The organism is Serratia surfactantfaciens (assembly GCF_001642805.2).
Taxonomy (GTDB): domain Bacteria; phylum Pseudomonadota; class Gammaproteobacteria; order Enterobacterales; family Enterobacteriaceae; genus Serratia; species Serratia surfactantfaciens.
Window position 1 is genome coordinate 455,111 of the sequence record NZ_CP016948.1, and the last position, 18,673, is coordinate 473,783.

Annotated in this window: 15 protein-coding genes; 3 read left to right on the forward strand and 12 right to left on the reverse strand. The window is 63.0% G+C overall.

The window, feature by feature from the left end; genetic code table 11:
• Positions 1–48 precede the first annotated feature (48 nt).
• The gene (gene ushA / locus ATE40_RS02135; RefSeq protein WP_063918854.1) at positions 49–1,701 is read left to right on the forward strand and encodes a bifunctional UDP-sugar hydrolase/5'-nucleotidase UshA; all 1,653 of its coding nucleotides are present in this window, start codon (positions 49–51) and stop codon (positions 1,699–1,701) included.
• Positions 1,702–1,779: 78 nt separating this feature from the next.
• On the opposite strand, the gene ATE40_RS02140 is transcribed toward ushA, so the two are convergent.
• Positions 1,780–2,547, reverse strand: coding sequence for an AraC family transcriptional regulator (locus ATE40_RS02140; RefSeq protein ID WP_019454155.1), 768 nt, complete (start codon positions 2,545–2,547; stop codon positions 1,780–1,782).
• A 100-nt stretch (positions 2,548–2,647) separates the two neighbouring features.
• Here ATE40_RS02140 and ATE40_RS02145 point away from each other — a divergent pair, with 100 nt between their 5' ends.
• Positions 2,648–3,811 carry an MFS transporter gene (locus ATE40_RS02145; protein WP_063918855.1) on the forward strand — a complete coding sequence of 388 codons (1,164 nt, stop codon included), beginning with the start codon at positions 2,648–2,650 and terminating at the stop codon, positions 3,809–3,811.
• 85 nt (positions 3,812–3,896) lie between these two features.
• Positions 3,897–5,363 (forward strand): D-alanyl-D-alanine carboxypeptidase/D-alanyl-D-alanine endopeptidase, encoded by a 1,467-nt coding sequence (dacB, locus tag ATE40_RS02150; protein WP_063918856.1) that lies wholly within the window; start codon positions 3,897–3,899, stop codon positions 5,361–5,363.
• Positions 5,364–5,373: 10 nt separating this feature from the next.
• Here dacB and ybaK read toward each other — a convergent pair whose 3' ends face one another.
• The 11 genes from ybaK to ATE40_RS02205 all read right to left on the reverse strand — a co-directional run bounded on the left by ybaK (position 5,374) and on the right by ATE40_RS02205 (position 18,669).
• On the reverse strand, positions 5,374–5,853 hold the full coding sequence (gene ybaK / locus ATE40_RS02155) for a Cys-tRNA(Pro)/Cys-tRNA(Cys) deacylase YbaK (RefSeq protein WP_019454152.1): 480 nt from the start codon (positions 5,851–5,853) through the stop codon (positions 5,374–5,376).
• A gap of 228 nt (positions 5,854–6,081) precedes the next feature.
• Complete coding sequence (locus ATE40_RS02160; RefSeq protein ID WP_063918857.1) at positions 6,082–6,888, reverse strand: TraB/GumN family protein; 807 nt, start codon at positions 6,886–6,888, stop codon at positions 6,082–6,084.
• Positions 6,889–7,019: 131 nt separating this feature from the next.
• The gene (gene copA, locus ATE40_RS02165) at positions 7,020–9,731 is read right to left on the reverse strand and encodes a copper-exporting P-type ATPase CopA (RefSeq protein ID WP_063918858.1); all 2,712 of its coding nucleotides are present in this window, start codon (positions 9,729–9,731) and stop codon (positions 7,020–7,022) included.
• 205 nt (positions 9,732–9,936) lie between these two features.
• Positions 9,937–10,665 carry a DUF1295 domain-containing protein gene (locus ATE40_RS02170; protein ID WP_019454149.1) on the reverse strand — a complete coding sequence of 243 codons (729 nt, stop codon included), beginning with the start codon at positions 10,663–10,665 and terminating at the stop codon, positions 9,937–9,939.
• An 18-nt stretch (positions 10,666–10,683) separates the two neighbouring features.
• Complete coding sequence (locus ATE40_RS02175; protein WP_019454148.1) at positions 10,684–11,742, reverse strand: nitroreductase family protein; 1,059 nt, start codon at positions 11,740–11,742, stop codon at positions 10,684–10,686.
• Positions 11,739–12,386 (reverse strand): 4'-phosphopantetheinyl transferase family protein, encoded by a 648-nt coding sequence (locus ATE40_RS02180; RefSeq protein WP_019454147.1) that lies wholly within the window; start codon positions 12,384–12,386, stop codon positions 11,739–11,741. The genes ATE40_RS02175 and ATE40_RS02180 overlap by 4 nt, the downstream gene beginning before the upstream one ends.
• The gene (locus ATE40_RS02185) at positions 12,370–12,684 is read right to left on the reverse strand and encodes a RedY-like protein (RefSeq protein ID WP_004940233.1); all 315 of its coding nucleotides are present in this window, start codon (positions 12,682–12,684) and stop codon (positions 12,370–12,372) included. Before ATE40_RS02185 ends, ATE40_RS02180 begins: the two co-directional genes overlap by 17 nt.
• 13 nt (positions 12,685–12,697) lie before the next feature.
• The gene (gene pigJ / locus ATE40_RS02190; protein WP_063918859.1) at positions 12,698–14,986 is read right to left on the reverse strand and encodes a prodigiosin MBC biosynthesis protein PigJ; all 2,289 of its coding nucleotides are present in this window, start codon (positions 14,984–14,986) and stop codon (positions 12,698–12,700) included.
• Positions 14,983–16,458, reverse strand: a complete 1,476-nt coding sequence (pigI, locus tag ATE40_RS02195; RefSeq protein WP_244889063.1) for an L-proline--[L-prolyl-carrier protein] ligase PigI — start codon at positions 16,456–16,458, stop codon at positions 14,983–14,985. Before pigI ends, pigJ begins: the two co-directional genes overlap by 4 nt.
• 4 nt (positions 16,459–16,462) lie before the next feature.
• The gene (locus ATE40_RS02200) at positions 16,463–18,409 is read right to left on the reverse strand and encodes an aminotransferase class I/II-fold pyridoxal phosphate-dependent enzyme (protein WP_063918861.1); all 1,947 of its coding nucleotides are present in this window, start codon (positions 18,407–18,409) and stop codon (positions 16,463–16,465) included.
• Positions 18,406–18,669, reverse strand: a complete 264-nt coding sequence (locus ATE40_RS02205; protein ID WP_004940224.1) for an acyl carrier protein — start codon at positions 18,667–18,669, stop codon at positions 18,406–18,408. The genes ATE40_RS02200 and ATE40_RS02205 overlap by 4 nt, the downstream gene beginning before the upstream one ends.
• Positions 18,670–18,673 lie beyond the last annotated feature (4 nt).

Consider the following 18,673-nt stretch of genomic DNA (forward strand, 5'->3'; position numbering starts at 1 on the left):
ACAATTTCGCCCTCATCATAAAAGCCATTTAATACACGGAGATCCGCCATGCGTTTTTCGCTGAAGACCACCGCATGCGCGTTGGCCGTTTCCCTGACCTTGCTGTCGGGGGCCGCCAGTGCCTGGGAAAAGGATAAGACCTACGCCATCACCATTCTGCATACCAACGACCATCACGGTCACTTCTGGCAGAACGATCACGGCGAATACGGCCTGGGCGCGCAGAAAACGCTGGTGGACGGTATCCGTCAGGAAGTGGCGGCGCAGGGCGGCAGCCTGCTGCTGCTGTCCGGCGGCGATATCAATACCGGCGTGCCGGAATCGGATCTGCAGGACGCCGAGCCGGACTTCCGCGGCATGAACCTGGTGGGTTACGACGCGATGGCGATCGGCAACCACGAATTCGACAACCCGCTGAGCGTGCTGCGCCAGCAGGAGAAATGGGCGACCTTCCCGCTGCTCTCCGCCAACATCTACCAGAAAAGCACCGGCCAGCGGCTGTTCAAGCCTTACGCCTTGTTCGACAAGCAGGGCATCAAGATTGCGGTCATTGGCCTGACGACCGACGACACGGCCAAAATGGGCAACCCGGAGTACTTTACCGACATTGAATTCCGCGTGCCGGCGCCGGAAGCGAAGCGGGTGGTGGAGCAATTGCGCCAGGACGAGAAGCCGGACGTGATCATCGCCGCCACCCACATGGGGCACTACGATAACGGCCAGCACGGCTCCAACGCGCCGGGCGATGTGGAGATGGCGCGCAGCCTGCCGGCCGGGTATCTCGATATGATCGTCGGCGGCCACTCGCAGGATCCGGTGTGCATGGCCGGCGACAACCGTAAACAGGTGGATTACGTGCCGGGCACGCCATGCGCGCCGGATCGCCAGAACGGCACCTGGATTGTGCAGGCGCACGAATGGGGCAAATACGTGGGTCGCGCCGATTTTGAATTCCGCAACGGTGAGCTGAAGCTGGTGCATTATCAGCTGATCCCGGTGAACCTGAAGAAAAAGGTGGAGAAGGCGGACGGCACCAGCGAGCGGGTGTACTACACCCAGCAGATCGCCGAAGATCCGACCATGATGAAATTACTGACGCCGTTCCAGGAGAAGGGCAAAGAACAGCTGAGCGTGAAAATCGGCAGCGTTAACGGCAAGCTGGAGGGCGATCGCAGCAAAGTGCGCTTCGTGCAGACCAACCTGGCGCGGGTGATGCTGGCCGCGCAGATGGAGCGCGCCGATGCCGATTTCGCCGTGATGAGCGGCGGCGGGGTGCGTGATTCCATTGAGAGCGGCGATATCACTTACAAGAACGTGCTCAAGGTCCAGCCGTTCGGCAACACCCTGGTGCATGTCGATATGAAAGGCAGCGAGATTGAGCAGTACCTGGCGGTAGTGGCCAACATGCAGCCGGATTCCGGCGCCTACGCCCAGTTCGCCAACGTCAGCCTGGTCGCGGACGGCAAGGGCGTCAGCGAAGTGAAGATCAACGGCCAGCCGCTGCAGGCGGATAAAACCTACCGCATGGCGACGCTGAACTTCAACGCGCTGGGCGGTGACGGCTATCCGAAGCTGGATGGGCTGCCGAGCTACGTCAACACCGGCTTTATCGACGCCGAGGTGCTGAAGCAGTACATCGAGAAACACTCGCCGCTGGATGCGGCAGCCTATGAGCCAAAGGGCGAGATCGTGTATCAATAACGGCGTATCGACGCGGCGCTTCCCACGGCAAACGGGAAGCGCCGTTCGCCACGCTCCGCATCAAACCTTCTCACCGATTTATTTTCTTCTCTCCATATACGCCCTCGGCGGGCAGCCCACCCTATTCTTGAAGAAAGTGGCGAAGGCGCTATCGCTGGAAAACGCCAGCCGGCTGGCGACGTCGGATTGACTCAGCCCTGCGGCCAGCATCTCGATAGCCTTGATCAATCGCCATTGCTGGCGCCACTGCTGGTAACCGAGGCCGGTTTCACGGCGGAAGATCCGGCTGATGGTTTTCTCTGAAGCGCCGCTATAGCGCGCCAGCTGATGCAACGGCGGAAGCATGTCCCGATCGGCGAGGTGGCGCAGGCGCCGGTCGCAAGGCAGCGGCAGCAACGTCAACTCGCGCGGCGCGGCGGCGATTTCATCCAGACAGACCGCCAGAATATTGGCGTAGGGCCCATGTTGCCAGTCGGTGTCGAAGGCGGCGAACGCGATGCGTTCCAACACCTCGCGCAGCAGCGGTGAGGCTGTCAGTACGGCAAGCTGTGCGGGCAGGCAGGGGTAGCGACCGGCGTCGAGATAAAGCGAACGGTAACCGACCACGCCATTGACCTGAACGCGATGCGCCACCCGCGGCGGGATCCAGGCCACTCTGCCCGGCGGCAGCATGCAGATGCTTTGGTTGAGCGTGATGCGCATGCTGCCTTGCTGGCAAAACAGCAACTGCCCCTTCTCATGCCAATGCGTGCCCGAGTCGTGCTGCGCCAGTTCGGCGGCGATCCCGAGCACGCTGTTGTTGAGTGCATCCGGATTAAAGCTGTCCTGCGCCTGAAGCCATGCCATAGGATGTCCGATTTTGTAAATTTATTGTCTTTTATATTGTAATCGTCGCCGGGGAGCAGATGCTACCTTGTGCAGCTTATTCTTGGCTGCGGGATCTGTTATGCAACGTAAACTGACGCTGACCTTGGCGACGTCGATGATGATGTTTCCCCAGGTGGTGGAGACCATCTACAGCCCGGCATTGACGCACATTGCTCACGGTTTCCGGGTAAGTGCGGAGATGGCGGCGCAAACGCTCTCTTGTTACTTTTTCGCCTTTGCGCTCGGCGTGGTGGTATGGGGACGGATGTGCGACGTCATCGGACGCCGTCCCGCCATTTTGGCCGGGCTGATGCTCTATCTGCTGGCTTCGATCGTCGCGCTGTTCAGCGGCAGTTTCAGCGTGCTGCTGGCGGCACGGGGGCTGGCCGCCTTTGGCGCGGCGGTCGGTTCGGTCGGGACGCAAACGGCGATTCGCGATCGCTTCGACGGTTATGAATTGGCGCGAGTGTTCTCGGTGATGGGGATCGCCATGGCGATCGGCCCAGCGGTTGGCGTGTTGAGCGGCGCCGTGCTGACTCACTATTGGGGCTATCAAGGCGTGTTTGGCGGTTTGGCGCTGCTGGCGGCGCTGTTGCTGGGCTATGCCGGTTGGCAACTGCCGGAAACGCGTCCGCAACAGGTGGTGAAGAATTCATTTTTCGGCACGTTGGGGCGGATGATCAAGGACGGGGATATTTGGCTCAGTGCGCTGTTGGTGGCGTTGTTCAATATTTGCATGTTCAGCTATTACCAGCTGGCACCATTCCACTTCTCGGCGTTGGCACTGCCGGCGCAGTGGTTCGGTTATACCGGTTTGGTGTTGGCGGCCGGGGTCGGCATCGGCGCGGCGATCAACAAGTTTTTGATCGGCAAGCACTGGCTGTTCCCCGCGCTGTTGATGCTGGCCTGCGCGCTGTCGCTGACCGGCGGCTTGCTGGTACTGCTGCTGGAAGGGACCTTGTGGTTCGTTCTGCCGATGATGCTGGTGGTGATGGCGTACGGCATCGCCATTCCCAATATTCTGGCGCGCGCGCTGCGCCATTATAAAGACTGCATGGGCACCGCCGGCGCCATCCTTGGCCTGATGTATTATCTGATGCTAGGCGGTGGCCTGGTGCTGGCCGGGTTGTCGCAGCACCTGGGCGCTGTGCTGTCGCTCTGCAGCCTTGGTGCGCTGCTGTTGGCGTGGCGGGTGGCGTACAGCGAGCGGCGTCTGGCGTTGCCGAGCGTATCTGAGCGATAAGCACGTCGGACATTCTCGCCACCGCCGCCTTCCAATGATAGCCTGAGCGACAATTTGGTTTTGATAACGCAAACAGGAAGATGACATGTTGAAAACCGCAGGCTGGCTGCTGCCCGCCATCGTGGCGCTGGCGGGGTGTTCGTCATCCGGCGAACGCCATGGACAAACCCTCGGCCAGGCGCTGGCGGCCATCGGCCAGGACAAGGCGTTGGTCGGGGCGTCGAGTGGCGTGATGGTGCGCGACGTCGATAGCGGCAAGGTGCTGTATCAGGCGCACGCGGATCAGCGTCTGGCGCCGGCGTCCAACATGAAGATGTTCACCTCTCTGGCGGCGTTCGGCGTGCTGGGTGCCGATTACCGCTTTGAAACCCGGCTGCTGACCAACGGCAAACAGCGCGGCGATACGTTGCACGGGGATCTCTATCTGCAGGGTAGCGGTGACCCTACGCTGCACCCGGACGATCTCGATACCTTCGCCGCCACCTTGGCGCAGCGCGGCATTCGTCATATCCAGGGGCGGCTGATCCTGGACGCCGGCGCCTTCGATCAGACACCATTCGGCCCCGGCTGGAGCTGGGACGATGAACCCTTTGCCTTCGCCGCGCCGATTTCGGCGCTGAACTACGCCTTTACACCCGGCGGCGATATCAACGTGGTACAGGTGGAGGTGCGGCCGGGCGCCCGCGCCGGTGCGCCGGGGCAGGTGAGCTTCTATCCCGCCAATGACGCGGTGACGCTGGTCAATCGCACCACCACCGGCGGTGATACCGCGCTGACGTTCGATCGCCAGCCTGGCGGCAACCGGATCGTGGTCAGCGGCACCATCGCCGCGCAGGCGGAGGCCAGCTCGCGATTGATCACCGTCGATCAACCGGCCATCGTCGTCGGCGCCTTGTTGCAAAATGCCCTGCGCGCGCACGGCATCATCCTGCGCGGCGCCGCTGAAGAGGGCGTGACGCCGGCCGACGCACGGTTGCTGGCCGAAAAAACCTCGCCGCCGCTTTCCCGTCTGGTCGTCACCTTCCTGAAAGTGTCCAACAACGGCTACGGCGAGATATTGACCAAAGCGATGGGCCGCAAGACGCAGAGTAAAGGGGATTGGGCCGCCGGCCTGCAGGCGATAAGCCGGTTTGTGCAAAGCCAGGGCATCGAGGCCGGCGCGTACCGCCAGGTGGACGGTTCCGGGCTGTCGCGCATGAACCAGATCACGCCGCAGCAGCTGACGACGCTGTTGCTGGCGGCCAGAAAACAGCCGTGGTTCGCCGATTGGTATCACGCCTTGCCCGTCGCGGGCGAGCCGGGGTTGCTGGTGGGTGGCACGCTGCGAAGCCGCATGGTGAAAAGCCCGGCGGCGGGGCGCGCCCACGCCAAGAGCGGTTCCATGACCGGGGTATCGTCGCTCAGCGGCTATGTCGACTCGGCGACCGGGCGGCCGCTGGCGTTCGCCATCATCAGCAACAACTATCTGGTGCCCGGCGCGCAGGTGAAGGCGCTGGAGGACCGCCTGGTGGAGACGCTGGCGGCCTGTGACGCCACGGTGGTGTGCCGCTAGGAGTGCGGCGTCAGTCGCGTTTGGCGATGTCGGCGAAGCTGCCGGCCAGCAGGCGGCACAGATCGGCGGCGGCCAGCTCGATGTCCAGCCCGCGTTTGCCGCCGGAAACGTAGATGGTGGCGAACGCCTGCGCCGGGCTGTCGATCACCGTCGGCAGCCGTTTTTTCTGCCCTAATGGGCTGATGCCGCCGACCAGATAACCGGTAACGCGCTGCGCCAGCTGCGGATCGGCCATTTCGGCTTTTTTGGCGCCGAGGGCGCGGGCGACCTTTTTCAGATCCAGCTGGGTGGCGACCGGCGTGACCGCCACCGCCAGGTGTTTGGCGTCGCCGTTCAGCGCCACCAGCAGCGTTTTGTAAACCCGATCGGCATCCAGCCCCAGCTTTTTCACCGCTTCGTCGCCGAAGTTGGTTTCGTCGCTGTCGTGGTGGTACGGATGAAGGGTAAAGGCGACCTTTTGTTTCTCAAGCAGAACGACTGCGGGCGTCATGATATGTTGTCCAAAATGTCCCCAGCGGGGAAAGGGTGATAATCAGCTTTAAAAATACAAAAATCCAACCTGCCCGGCAACCTGAGCGGCTGTTACATAAAGCGGGTTGCCAAGATATTCACCGGGTTGCTACCCTGTTTACTGTAACCGTTAACACGGTTGCTATGCGTATAACTAGAATACAAGAAATTCCTCTTTGACTGGCCAATAGCGATATTGGCCTCTTTTTTAACCCTGCGGCTGCAGCATCGCCGGCAGGTTATCCTCGCCATACAGGTGCAACGCGCCGACCGCCACCACATAGTCACCGGCCGGCAGCGCCTCCAGCTGACGCCGCCAGTCGCGATTGCGCTGATGCATCAGCACGTCGTACAGCCCGGCGCTGAAGGTGGCGGGCAGGGTGTCCAGCGCGCCGCGCGGTTTGGCGTTCAGCCACCAGCTCACCATGGTTTGCAGCAGCCGCGCGTTGGTATGCCAGTGCTCCAGGGTATCGCGCAGCAGCGCGATGCCGCCTTCCGGCAATTGTTCCAGCATCGCCAGCTGCTGCTGCGCTCCTTCCAGTTCGATCACCGGTTTGGCCTGTGCCCGGGCGGCCTGCAGCAGCTGATAGTCCACGCCATATTCCGCGCGCAGCCCCAAACGCTGGGCCTGGCGCGCCTGCATCATCAGCGCCACCTGCCAGCCGGGTAGAGTGGTGAAGGTGTGCGGGTCGGCGCCCAGCTCATGGCACAGCGCCAACAACTGTTGATATTCTTCGGCGGACAGGCGCTGTTCCAGCTCCGGCTGCAGTTCGGCGTGGTCGAAGGGCGAGGCGGCGCCGGTGATATCGGCTTCGACGATCAGCGCGTCGGCCTGTTGCAGCCGGGCGGCCAACCGCGCCGGCAACGGCGACATATCGACGGTACCCATATGGATGCTGCCTACCAGATGCAGCCGACGATCGCCCGGCAGGGTGATGTCCAGCGCCGGATAAGCGTAACTCTGGGGCGAGATCAGGCCGAGAAAGGCGGCGAGGCGGCGTAACAATTGACCCATACGGCGTGGCTCCTGAATAACGGGTGCGCGTTTTGCGTGAAAGGCGAGGGAAATCGCCATTCATGCTAAACGCTATCCGCCGCGCAGGAAAGCCCGGAAAACAGCGGGGCGCCATGACGGCGCCCCGGCGATCACTTCCTGGGTTTAAAACGCAGCAGCCGGTTGGCGTTGCTGACCACGGTAATGGACGACAGCGCCATCGCCGCGCCCGCCACCACCGGGCTGAGCAGCGTGCCGGTCAGCGGGTAGAGCACGCCGGCGGCGATCGGAATGCCCAGCGTATTGTAGATAAAGGCGCCGAACAGGTTCTGCTTCATGTTGCGCAGCGTGGCCTTCGACAGCTCCACCGCATCCGCCACGCCGTGCAGGCTGTGGCGCATCAGGGTGATGGCGGCGGTCTCGATGGCGATATCGCTGCCGCCGCCCATCGCGATGCCCACGTCGGCCTGCGCCAGCGCCGGGGCGTCGTTGATGCCGTCGCCGACCATCGCCACGCGTTGGCCCTGTGCCTGCAGCTGCTTGATCGCTGCCGCTTTGCCGTCCGGCAGCACCCCGGCAATCACCCGATCGATACCGGCCTCTTTGGCGATGGCGTTGGCGGTCACCGGGTTGTCGCCGGTCAGCATTACCAACTGATACCCCTGCTGGTGCAGGCGCTGCAGCGCCGCAACGCTGTCCTCGCGCAGCGGATCGCGAATGGCGAACAGCGCGGCCGGTTTCCCGTTAACGGCCAGCAGCACCGGCGTCACGCCGCGCTCGGCCTGGGCGCGCATCGGCGCTTCCAGTTCGGCGGTCGCAACCTGATGCTGCTCCAGCAGCGCGGCATTGCCCAGCAGCACCTGCACGCCGTCGATCTCTCCGCTGACGCCGGCGCCGCGCAGGGTGCGGAACTGCGCGACCTGCGGCAACGTTTGCCCGGCGGCGCGTTCCATGATGGCGCGCGCCAGCGGGTGGTTGGAGCCTTGTTCCAGCGCGGCGGCCCAGCCGATCGCCTGCTGTTCGCTGACCTGATTGAAGGTCAGGATCTCCACCACCTGTGGTTTCCCTTCGGTCAGGGTGCCGGTTTTGTCGAATACCAGGGTGTCCAACTGGCTGGCTTGCTGCAGGGCGTCGGCGTCGCGCACCAGCACGCCGAACTCCGCCGCGCGGCCGACGCCGGAGATGATCGACATCGGCGTCGCCAGGCCCAGGGCGCACGGACAGGCGATGATCAGCACCGTGGTGGCGATCACCAGCGTATAGACCAGCTGCGGCTGCGGGCCAAAGAAGTACCATATCGCTGCGCTGAACAGGGCGATCGCCACTACCGCCGGCACGAACACCGCCGAGACGCGGTCAGCCAGTTGGCCAATCGCCGGTTTGCTGCTCTGCGCCTGACGCACCAGTTTGATGATGCGCGCGAGCGTGGTTTGGCTGCCGATGGCGGCGGCGCGGAACAGCACGCTGCCGTCGTCGACCACCGTCCCGGCATGCACCGTGTCGCCGGCGCCTTTCTGCTGCGGCACCGCTTCGCCGGTCAGCATCGCTTCATCAAGCCAGACTTCACCCTGTACGATTTCGCCGTCGACCGGCACGCGATCGCCGGTAGTCAGCCGCAGCGTCATGCCGAGCTGCACCTCCGCCAGCGGGATATCGCGTTCGCCGTCGTCAGTCACCAGCCGGGCGGTGGGCGGCGTTAGATCCAACAGGCGCTCCAGCGCCTGCGAAGAACGCTGGCGAGCGCGCTGCTCCAGCGCATGGCCGAGGTTGATCAAACCGATGATCATCGCGCTGGCCTCGTAATAGAGGTGGCGCGCTTCCATCGGGAAGAAATCGGGCCAAATGTTGACGGCGATCGAGTAGAGCCAGGCTGCGCCGGTGCCGAGCGCCACCAGAGTATCCATGGTGGCGCTGCCGTTCATCAGCGCGCGCCAGGCGTTGCGGTAGAAGTGCCCGCCGGCGAATACCATCACCGCCAGGGTGATGACGCCGACCAGCAGCCAGGGGCGCTGGGTTTCCGGCGTCAGCGTCATGCTGCCGCCGAACAGCCCCCAGGCCATCAGCGGGATCCCCAGCGCCAGACCGAGCGCCGCCTGCCAGCTAAAGCGCTTCATGTTGGCGCGAGCGGTCTGCTGTTGCCGTTCGCGACGTTCGGTTTCGTCCTGGATCATCTCGGCGCCGTAGCCGGCTTTTTCCACCGCCGCCACCAGCGCCTGCGCATCGGCGGCGCCGGTCACCAGCGCGCTGCGCTCCGCCAGATTGACGCGGGCGTGCTCCACGCCGGGGACGCTTTGCAGGGCCTGCTGCACTTTATTGACGCAGCTGGCGCAGGTCATGCCGCTGAGCAGCAGCTGTACGCTGTCGTCCGCGCTGTCGGTTGCCGGAAGGGAAGGTTGCGCCGCTGGCTGAACGTCCGGCAACGAAGGTGTTGCGTCAGTCAACGGCTCAGTTTTTGGGATGACGGTACCCGCCACGCTGGCGTGATAACCGGCGTGTTCTACTGCGGCGATCAGCGCCTGTGGATCGGCATCGCCGTACACTTTCGCGCTGTCGATCTCGACGTCGGCGGCGAACACGCCCGGTACCGCTTCCAGCGCCTTGCGGGTGCTGCCGACGCAGTGCATGCAGCTCAAGCCGCTCAGCTGCAGTTCGGTATCGGCGCGCGGCGCGACTTTGGCCTGATAACCGGCGGCGATCACGCTGTCGATCAGCGCGCTGTCCGGCGCTTCACCGGTCACTTTGGCGTATTGGACGTTAACCTCGGCCTGTTCGACATCGCTGCGGCTTTCCAGGGCTTTTTTCACCCGCTGCGCGCAGTTCATGCAGGACAACCCCTGTAATGCCAGCATAGTGGTGTGTGACATGATTGGACTCCTTGCTTAAGGGCGGTGTTTAAAGGTTGACCGCCTGACCTGTTTTCACTAAGAAGGGAGCTTAAACCTTCCAGCAAGGGTAAGGTCAAGGCGGTTTTTACTTGCGCGGGCGTGGCGGTCGTTTTGTGTTGTATAACAAGGTGTTTTATCGGCGGCAGCGCGGTCGGCTTGCCCGAACCGCGCTGCCGCGTTGGGGTTACAGCACGAAAGGAATGAAACATTTAACCTGACGTTTATAGTTGCGCCAAACCTCGCCGTAGCGCTTCTCGGCCATTTTCTCGCTTTTGGGAATGGCGTCGGCGAAATACTGCGCCAGGTTAGTCAGCGGTGCGATCAGGCCAAACAGGTTGCCGGCAAGCAGCCCGAAGCTGACGAAAATAAGAAAGTCGCCGAAATAATTCGGATGGCGCGCCAACCCCCAAAAGCCACTGTTCAGCAGCCGGCCTTTATTGTTCGGATCCTGTTTGAAGCGCCGTTTTTGATAATCGCTGCCGAAGTGGAACAGCGTGCCTATCAGGTAGACCCCAATGGCCAGCCATTGCAGCGCGCCCCACGGCCCCTGCAGTCGGCTGGCCCAGTAGAAGGGCAGGCAGTACAGGCCGCCGAAGATCATGACCATCATCACCGCCAGCCATGGCACCTGCTGCGTGGGCATCACGTCCTTGAGTTTGGCCGCGGCGGTGTTGCCGTACCAACGTGTCAGCACGATGTTCATGCGCAGCAGGTACAGGCCGACCATGACAAGGATCAGGGCTTTGTGGCTCAGATCGCCCTCGCCGAAATAGCAATAGACCAGGGTAACCGGCCCCATGGCGTTGAACCCCCACAGAAACATCGGGCGAGTGTCCTGAGCGCCGCGGCTGGTAATAAACGCCAGCAGGGCAAGGATCAACAAAACAGCGGCCAAAGCAATCCATACGTTCATTGTGTTCTCCTCAGCGGATTAAGGGGAATCGTTCCCCGGGGGCGCGCATTCGCCGGATGGCGGCGCGGTCAAAATGCTTTGCCAGCTGCGTCTGGGTGCTGCGCTGCCCCATTGTTGCAGGTGGCCGAAGCGAGCAAAAAATACCGGGGGAGCACTGAGCGCCAGGGTTGCTGCGAGCTCGCGACGCGCCTCGGCGTGTTGCACCAGAACGCTGATCGGATGCAATCCCCAACCCCAGTGTTGCAGCGTGAGCCACAGACGTCCAAGCCGCATGCCGGTGGCGAACAGGTGCTCGGCACTTTCGTCGTTCAGACACAGCGCCAGGTATTGCGGGCCTTCCGCGACGCGTTGCGCCAGCCCTTGCGCCATATAAGCCGGCAAGCGCAGCCCGGTCGCCAGCCGGCTTAAGCGAGGATGAAACGCCACTTGGAAGAAGCGCTTGAATGCTGGGGATACCGGGCCAAACAGGTGGTGCAGGTGAAAACCGTCGTCGGTAGGCTGCCGTTCGTTGAAGCGGATGTATTGATAGGTTTCGCGCCAGGCTTGGCGATCCGAGAAATCGAGCGCGGCGTGACGAGCGGTGAGCTGCGCGACCCGACGGCGAGCGCGTTCGTCACCTGCGATACTGAGCGAACTCGCCGTTCCGTCGAACAAGGTCTGCAGCTGCATCCGTTGCGCTTCATTGATTGGCGTAGGCTGATAGGCCGCCCGTGCGGTATGCCGCTCGCCGATCAGCTGCGCCAATTGGCGATGGGTGGCTCGATCGGGCGCGGCAGGCGCGGCGGGGGCAAAGCTCAGTAAATGCGTGGGGCCATGCTCCCAACGCCAGGCGAGAGGCGAGCCTGCACAGTAGAGCAGCGCGCTGAGGTACTCGAAGAAAATCCCGCAGCTCATCAGCATCTCGCGTTCCAGCGAAGGCAGGCTCTGCAAGGCGCGACGGCGGTCGATAGCCAATCGGCCACATCGGGCGTCGGCGTCATAGTGGAGAGACCAGGGTTGGCAGTTGTGTGAAGAGGGCGCCTGCCGCGCGATGTCCACGGCCTGTTGCAGCGCCGCGGCGAAAAGGTCTTGGGTCATGATAAGGCTCCGAAAGCGGAAGGGGCGGGCAGGGAAAATACGGTAACGTTCGCTCTGAACGACATGCTTTCCTCCGCAGGAAAGCAGAGTGCGCATGCCCAGTCCAGGCTGCGCCACAGCCAGAAGCGTCTGCTCGCCAAACTGCCGTCGGCGCTTGAGACCAACCCGGTGTGCCAGTCGATGCCGATCGTCCGCAATTCGTAGGGCAGGCCGCGGCCGTGGCTTTTTAAAAATGCTTCGCGAATGGCCCAGACGGCGCAGGCCTGTATGCGTCCCAATCGCTGTTCCGCCTCGCCAAAGGCCCAGCGCAGCGCAGCGCCGGAGAAGGGGCGATAATGCTGCAGATCGATGCCGAGCGGAATATCGCCGGTGGCGCTGGCGTACCAGGCATGCGAATGGCTGAGAGAAACGTGGCGGCGTCCCAGCAGGAGGTGTTCGCCGAACGGTTGTCCACTCGCCTCATGGCGCAGCGTAAAGCCGGTCGCGTCCCGCCGGCACCATGTCCGGTTCAGCAGCGCGACGGCCTGCGCCCGCGCGTGTTTTTTCACCGCCGACAGATGCCGCAATCCCCGAACGGCGGCGCAGCGGTGGGGGCCGCCCAACGCGATGACGATACGCGGCGCCACGCTAAGCTCGATAACCATCGGCGATGCGTTCTCCGCTGATTTCGTCAACGACTTCCGCCAACTGATTAAAGCGTTCAACCAGGCTTTGAAACAGCGGGGTTTGCATCTCGCGCTCGAACATTTTCAGCGAGTTCAGCTGAATGATTTCGATAAAGTGAAACGGCGCCTCCGCCGAAGGGCTGACTTCGATGACATCGAAGGCGCGTACCGCGTCGAGGTGGCGGCAAGCCTGGTAATCGGTCGTCTCCACCCAGTCGCGAAACGCGGCGCGGTGGGCGATGTCTTTTAGCCGAATCTTATGGACGATAATGTGCATCTGGGCGGCCTTTTTAAATGGGTTGATGGATAAGCAAATGGTAATTGATGCCACCGGTGCCAAAGCCGTTGATCGCCGCCCGACGCCCGTCTTCACCCTGTGGCCAGTCGAGCGCGATTTGCGGGATTTCGGCCGGGATCGCCACCAGCGGCAGTTCGGCATTCAATGTCGCCACCGGCGTGGGCGGGATTTGACCGTGTTCGAAAGCGCTCAGCACTTTGCACAGACTGAGCGCGCCGGCACCGGCGAAACAGTGGCCGAAGTTGTACTTCACCGAACCGATGTACAAAGGGGCGCGCGCGGCGCGGCGATACCCCTGATGCAATGACGCGACTTCTGCCCGATCGCCCAGTTCGGTGCCGGTGCCGTGCGCTTCGAGATACTGTATCTGGCGCGCTTCGACGGCGCTCAGGCTCTGGGTTTTTTCGATTGCCAACGCCTGGCCCTCGGGATCGGGCGCGGTCATGGAATAGCTGTCGCAAGATCCCGATATCGCTTCGATGGTGGCGATGGCCCGCGATGTCGCCTGGCCGGTCAGAATGAAGAAGCCGCCACCGTCGCCGGGAGTAAAACCGTCGGCTTGTCGGGCGAAAGGTCGCATACGCGAAGCGGAAAGCATCATTTGCGCGCTGCACAGCACCATATCGCGTTCGAGCGTCGCCGTTTCTATGCCGCCGACGAGCACCGCATCGTAGCGGCCGGCCTGTAACGCCCTGACCGCATTGTGCAAGGCGGCCAGCGAACTGGCGCAGGCCGCCTCGACCGCGTAGCAGTCCGCCTCGACGCCGAGCTGTTGCGCCAACAGCTGTGCGGTGCCGAGGCCGCAGGCGCCATGCCAGCTCCAGCGGTTGATCGCGGGTTGGGGCGGTGGCGAAAGGGGGACGCCGGCGGAAGGCAATGCCGGCCACAGCGCGCTCATGGCCTGCTGTCGATCGGCGCTCAAAGACAGGTTGCTGGCGACGATAATGGCGATGCGTTCAAAGCGTCGCAGGCTGTCGGGCCACGCCGCGCAGCCGTTGAGGGCGTGCAGTTGTGTGACGTCGAGGCGCTGCTTTTTGGCCGGCATCATAGGCCGCGTCAGCTCAAGCCGCACCGGATCGTGCGTTGGGAAGCACATGGCGTGAGCGGTGTAGGCGCTGAGCTTTTGCGGCGTGGGTCGCACGAAGGCCCCGGGGTGCAACTGCTCGGGGCTGTGATCGCGCAGGGCGTCCTCACCGTTGCGCAAGGCCTGCCAGAAACGCGCTTTATCCAGCCCCTGCGCGGTGATGGGCTGATAGTCGATGATGCTGATGCGTGGCGAAGCCGTCGGTTTTAATGAGGGGGGAGACGCCGCGTCAATCCGCCAGCGATAGCCGGTGAACGAGTGGCCGGCGCACGTCTGTTGCCGTTGCAACAGCATGTCGAGGAGATGGCAGAAAATCTGATTGGCGCCGGCAAAATAGCCGGCGCTCGGCGCGGCATCCTGTCGTTCGGCGATCAGGGTCGACAATTGCGCGATCGCTGGCCATCTCTGTTCCTTAGCGACGTCCAGCGGGCAAACGACCAGGCTGATCGCCCCCTCCAGCCAACAGGCCGAAGAGGAAACGCCCTGCGCCAACAGCATGTCCGCCTGGGGTTGATGGTGGAAGCATTGTACGGCGGTCAGTACCGCCATGCGGCTGTCGGCATGGCGAAAACAGTCTTGCGCCAACTGCAGCAAGCGCAGGCCGCCCAGATCGGCGCCGTCGAGGGTTTGGCATTTACCGCGCGTGCGGGCGAAATGGGCGATGCGCGCGGGAATACTGGAGGCCATTTCCCCTACGCGATCGTGGGATGAACTGCCGAATGCCTGGGCTAGCGGCTGTTTGTAATCGTCAATCCGGCGCATGACCGCCGCCGGTGAGAGCCCCTGAGCGTCAAGCCGTTCGGCCAGCCTGCGCAGCGCGCCGATTTTGGTGGCGTTGCGATAGGCCGCATCACTGCCCAAATGGGTGGCGCAAAATTGATCGCAGCGGTCGCGTAACGCGTCGGATAACGTCAGATGCTGCATGGCGGCGGAGGCGGCCTGCAGCGCCAGGCGGGTCTCGCGGCTGACCGCCAGTCGAAACAGCGGCGGGATGGCGAATTTTTTGAAATCAAACGCGGCGTCGTCGATCTGGCGACCGCGGATCGGCGCGGCCGCATCGCTCCACGGCATGGGCGGCGGGGCGTCGAACAGCGCCGACCAGGCGGCGCCGTTGGACAGATCGATACGATCGATGCCGGGCAGTGCGCAGCCGATGCCGACCAGCGCCAGCGGCGCGGCATGAATTTCCTGGTTCATCGCGCGTTCACCTCGGACAAACGTCCTCTGTCCACCTTGCCGTTCGCGTTGGTGGGCAGGCTGTCGGCGACCACCAGTTGGCTGGGGAGCATATAGGCGGGCAGCCTGGGCTGCAGGAACTGCTTGAGCTCCAGCAGGTTGGGGCGGAGCGCGCCGGGATGGAGGGTGATCACGGCGATCAGTTTTTGCTTCAGCTCGCCGAGCTCGACATACAGTGCGGCCTGGCTGACCGAGGGATGGTGATGAAGGATCGATTCAATCTCACCCAATTCCACCCGGTAGCCGTTGATTTTCACCATGTCGTCCAGCCGGCCGCGGTAGACCAGCCCATTCGCCGTCGTCTCCACCCAGTCGCCGGTCGCGTGGCATTGGCGCGGATGCCATTCCGCTTGCCGCGATGAGGCGACGTTGCTGTAGCCGGGGGTAACGCACGGCCCGCCGATCAGCAATTCTCCGCGTCGGCCCGGCGTATCGTCAATCGGCTGCAGGCGCCCCTGTTCATCGACCAACTGCGCCGTCAAGCCGGGCAACGGATGGCCGATGGGGATCTGCTCCAGCGTCGCCAACTGCGTTCGATCCAGCGCGTAGGCGGTGCAGACATTGGTTTCCGTCGGGCCATACCAGTTGCTGATGCGGCACCGGGCCGGCAGATGCGCAACCAGACGCCTCAGCGCGGCGGCCGGATAAGGCTCCCCGGCGAATGTGACCTGGCGCAGCGTTTTCACCGTCGACGGCGCCAGCAACGCGCTCTTTTCCAGCATGGCTAAAATCGAAGGCACGCTGTACCACAGGGTGACGCCGTGCGTTTGCAATCCGCGAACGAGAGCCTGGCAATCTTTCTGTTCATCTTCGCGCACGATCCAGGTCGCGGCGCCGGCGCAAACGCCGGCGAACAGATCGAAGGTGCTCAGATCAAAGGCGAAACTGGCATGGTTGGCCAGCACGTCTTGCGCCGTCAGTTGTGTATCGCTGACGGCCCAGCCGATGAAAAACCTCAGCATGTCATGGGTGATTTGCACCCCTTTCGGGGTGCCTGTGGAGCCTGAAGTATAGAGAATGGCGGCGAGGGGAGAGCCGAGCGCGGCGATCGCTTCCGGCCAGGCGCCATTGAGATCGGTGCGGCCATCGAGCGCGCTCAACCAGTCCTCATCGACGATCAGCGCGGGTGAGGCGGCGGCGATAATGCGTTCGATGCGCGCCGTCGGTTGGCTGAAATCGATAGGGACATAGTGGTTGCCGCTCAGCCAACACGCGTACATGGCGGCGACGGCGTCGGGCCCTTTCTGCAGGTTGAGCAGCACGGCCTGCTGCTTCAACCCGGCATGTCGCAGCGCCGCCGCCATCATACAGGCGCGATCGGCCAGGCGACGATAGCTCCAGCGCCGATCGCCGCACAGCAGAGCGGTGCTTTCCGGCGCTTGGCGGGCGTGCCGGAACAGGGCTTCCAGTATCGGTGAAATGAAGGTTGCCATGATGTCAGGCCTCGGTGGCGCGCGCGCGCTCTTCCCGTCGGACATCGCCGTTGACCGGCACGCCGGTCTCCAGCGCCGCCGCCACCAAAATGGCGTAGGCTTCATCCAGATCTTCACGCGTGTGTTCACTGGTCACGCTGATGCGTAAGCGGGCGTCACCCACGCTGACGCCCGGGAAGACCACGGTCTGGCAGAATAGCCCGCGCGCCCGGACGGCGCGGCCGAACAGCAGCGTTTTGGCGTCGTCGCCCACCACCACCGGAATGATGGCCGAGTCGGAATGCTCAAGGTCAAAACCGGCGTTAAGCAGCAGCGTGCGGAAGTAGTAGATGTTGTCCCACAGCTTGGCCAGTCGCTCGGGTTCACGCAGCATCACGTCGATGGAGGCGATCACGCCGGCGGCGACTGCGGCGGGGATGGTGGCGGCGAAAACATAGGAGTTGGAGTAGAAACGCAGATATTCGACCACTTCGCCATCGGCGCAAACGAAGCCGCCTAACCCCGACAGCGCCTTGCTCATGGTGCCCAGCTCGAGATCCACCTGGCCTTTCATATTGAAGTGTTCCGCCGTGCCCGAGCCGGTTTTGCCCAAGACGCCGGTCGCGTGCGCGTCGTCGACCAAGACGCGTGCACCGTAGCGTTCGGCCAGCTTCATCAGGCGCGGCAGATCGACGATATCGCCGTGCATGCTGAAAACGCCATCGGTGACGATCAGCTTGCCGCCGGGGTGATCGGCGTATTTGGCCAGCGATTTTTCAAGGCTGGTCAAAGAGTGGTCATAAATTTTCCGCTGCGCGCCCGCCAATTTGCAGCCGTCCTGGATGCTCATGTGGTTAATGGCGTCGGTGAACACCAGGTCGTGTCGGCTGGTCAGAGCCGAGATGCATCCCAGGTTGGCCGAGTAGCCGGACGGATAGACGATGCAGTCTTCGCGCCCTTTGAGCTTGGCCAGTTTGCGCTCCAATTCCAGATGCAGCACGTTGCTGCCGGCGATGATGCGGCACCCGGTATTGGTGGCGCCGTATAGGCCAGCAGCGTCCTGGATGGCGTGGATCACTTCCGGATGGTTCGACAATCCCAGATAGCTGTTGGAGCCGAACATCAGAAATTCGCGGCTTTTGCCGGTGACCTCGTCGAACATGACCGCGCGGTTTTTGCACGGCGTTTCAAGCGGCATGCCGTACCAGTAAAGCTGACGCTGTTTTTTATCGCGATAAAAAGCGCCGAATTCACGCGTTTTATGGAACAAATCCGGGTGCTCAATGCCGACGAAGTCCCGCATGGTGCGCGGATCGCCGAGCTCATCGCGCGCGTCCGGCGACGCGGGCGCCTTGGTGGGCTGCGGCGCGGCGGACGCGGCGGTGTGCTGGCCAAAGCGGCTGAACCACGCTGCGCCCTGTTCCTGAACCAGTCGCGCCGCCAGGTTGTGCTCCAGTTCAGCCAACGTGCGGCACTCCGCCAGCGCTGCGCTATCGTCCAGGCCCAGCGTTTTGAGCAGCTCGTTGCGCGCCATCACCACCGCTACGGAGTCGATGCCCAGGTCGCCTTCGATGGCGGCGTCGGGGGACAGATCACGCACTTCATATCCGCTGTGGGTGGCGAACACCTGGCGCACGAGAGCGCTCAACCAGGCCTGAGGCGTCTCGGGGGCAGGTTGCGCGGCGGCGTTCGACGTCGGCAGCGTGAAACCGCGCTGCAAAATACCGTCGAGCGCATCCTGAATGGTTTTGATCTCCTGGATCTCCAGCGGCGTATTTAATTGAAACTGACGATTCAGCACCATGGCAATTTCCGCCAGCGCGATGGAGTCGACGCCCAAATCGTTTTCCAGATGGCTGGTCAGGGCCAGTGCCGACGGTTCATACTCGGTCAGCCGGGCGAAGGTGTGCAGCACCGACTGCCGGACGGCTTCATGCGCGTTTGCGGCGCTATCGACGGCGTGAACGCTCATGCGACACCCCCTGCGGCGACTTGCGCTTGCAACCGTTGCACCAGCGCGACCATCGCCTGTACCGAGGCGAAGTTCGCCGGATGGATCTCATGCATGCCGATGGCGACATGAGACTCCTGACGCAGAAAATCCACCAGATCGAAAATGGAGGCGGAATCGACGACGTTCAGTTCAAACAGCGGGGTTTGAGCGTTCAGGCCGTCGTGATCGCCATCCAGATACTGGGTGGCGATATGCTGGATCAATTTGCTTTCTAACATTGCG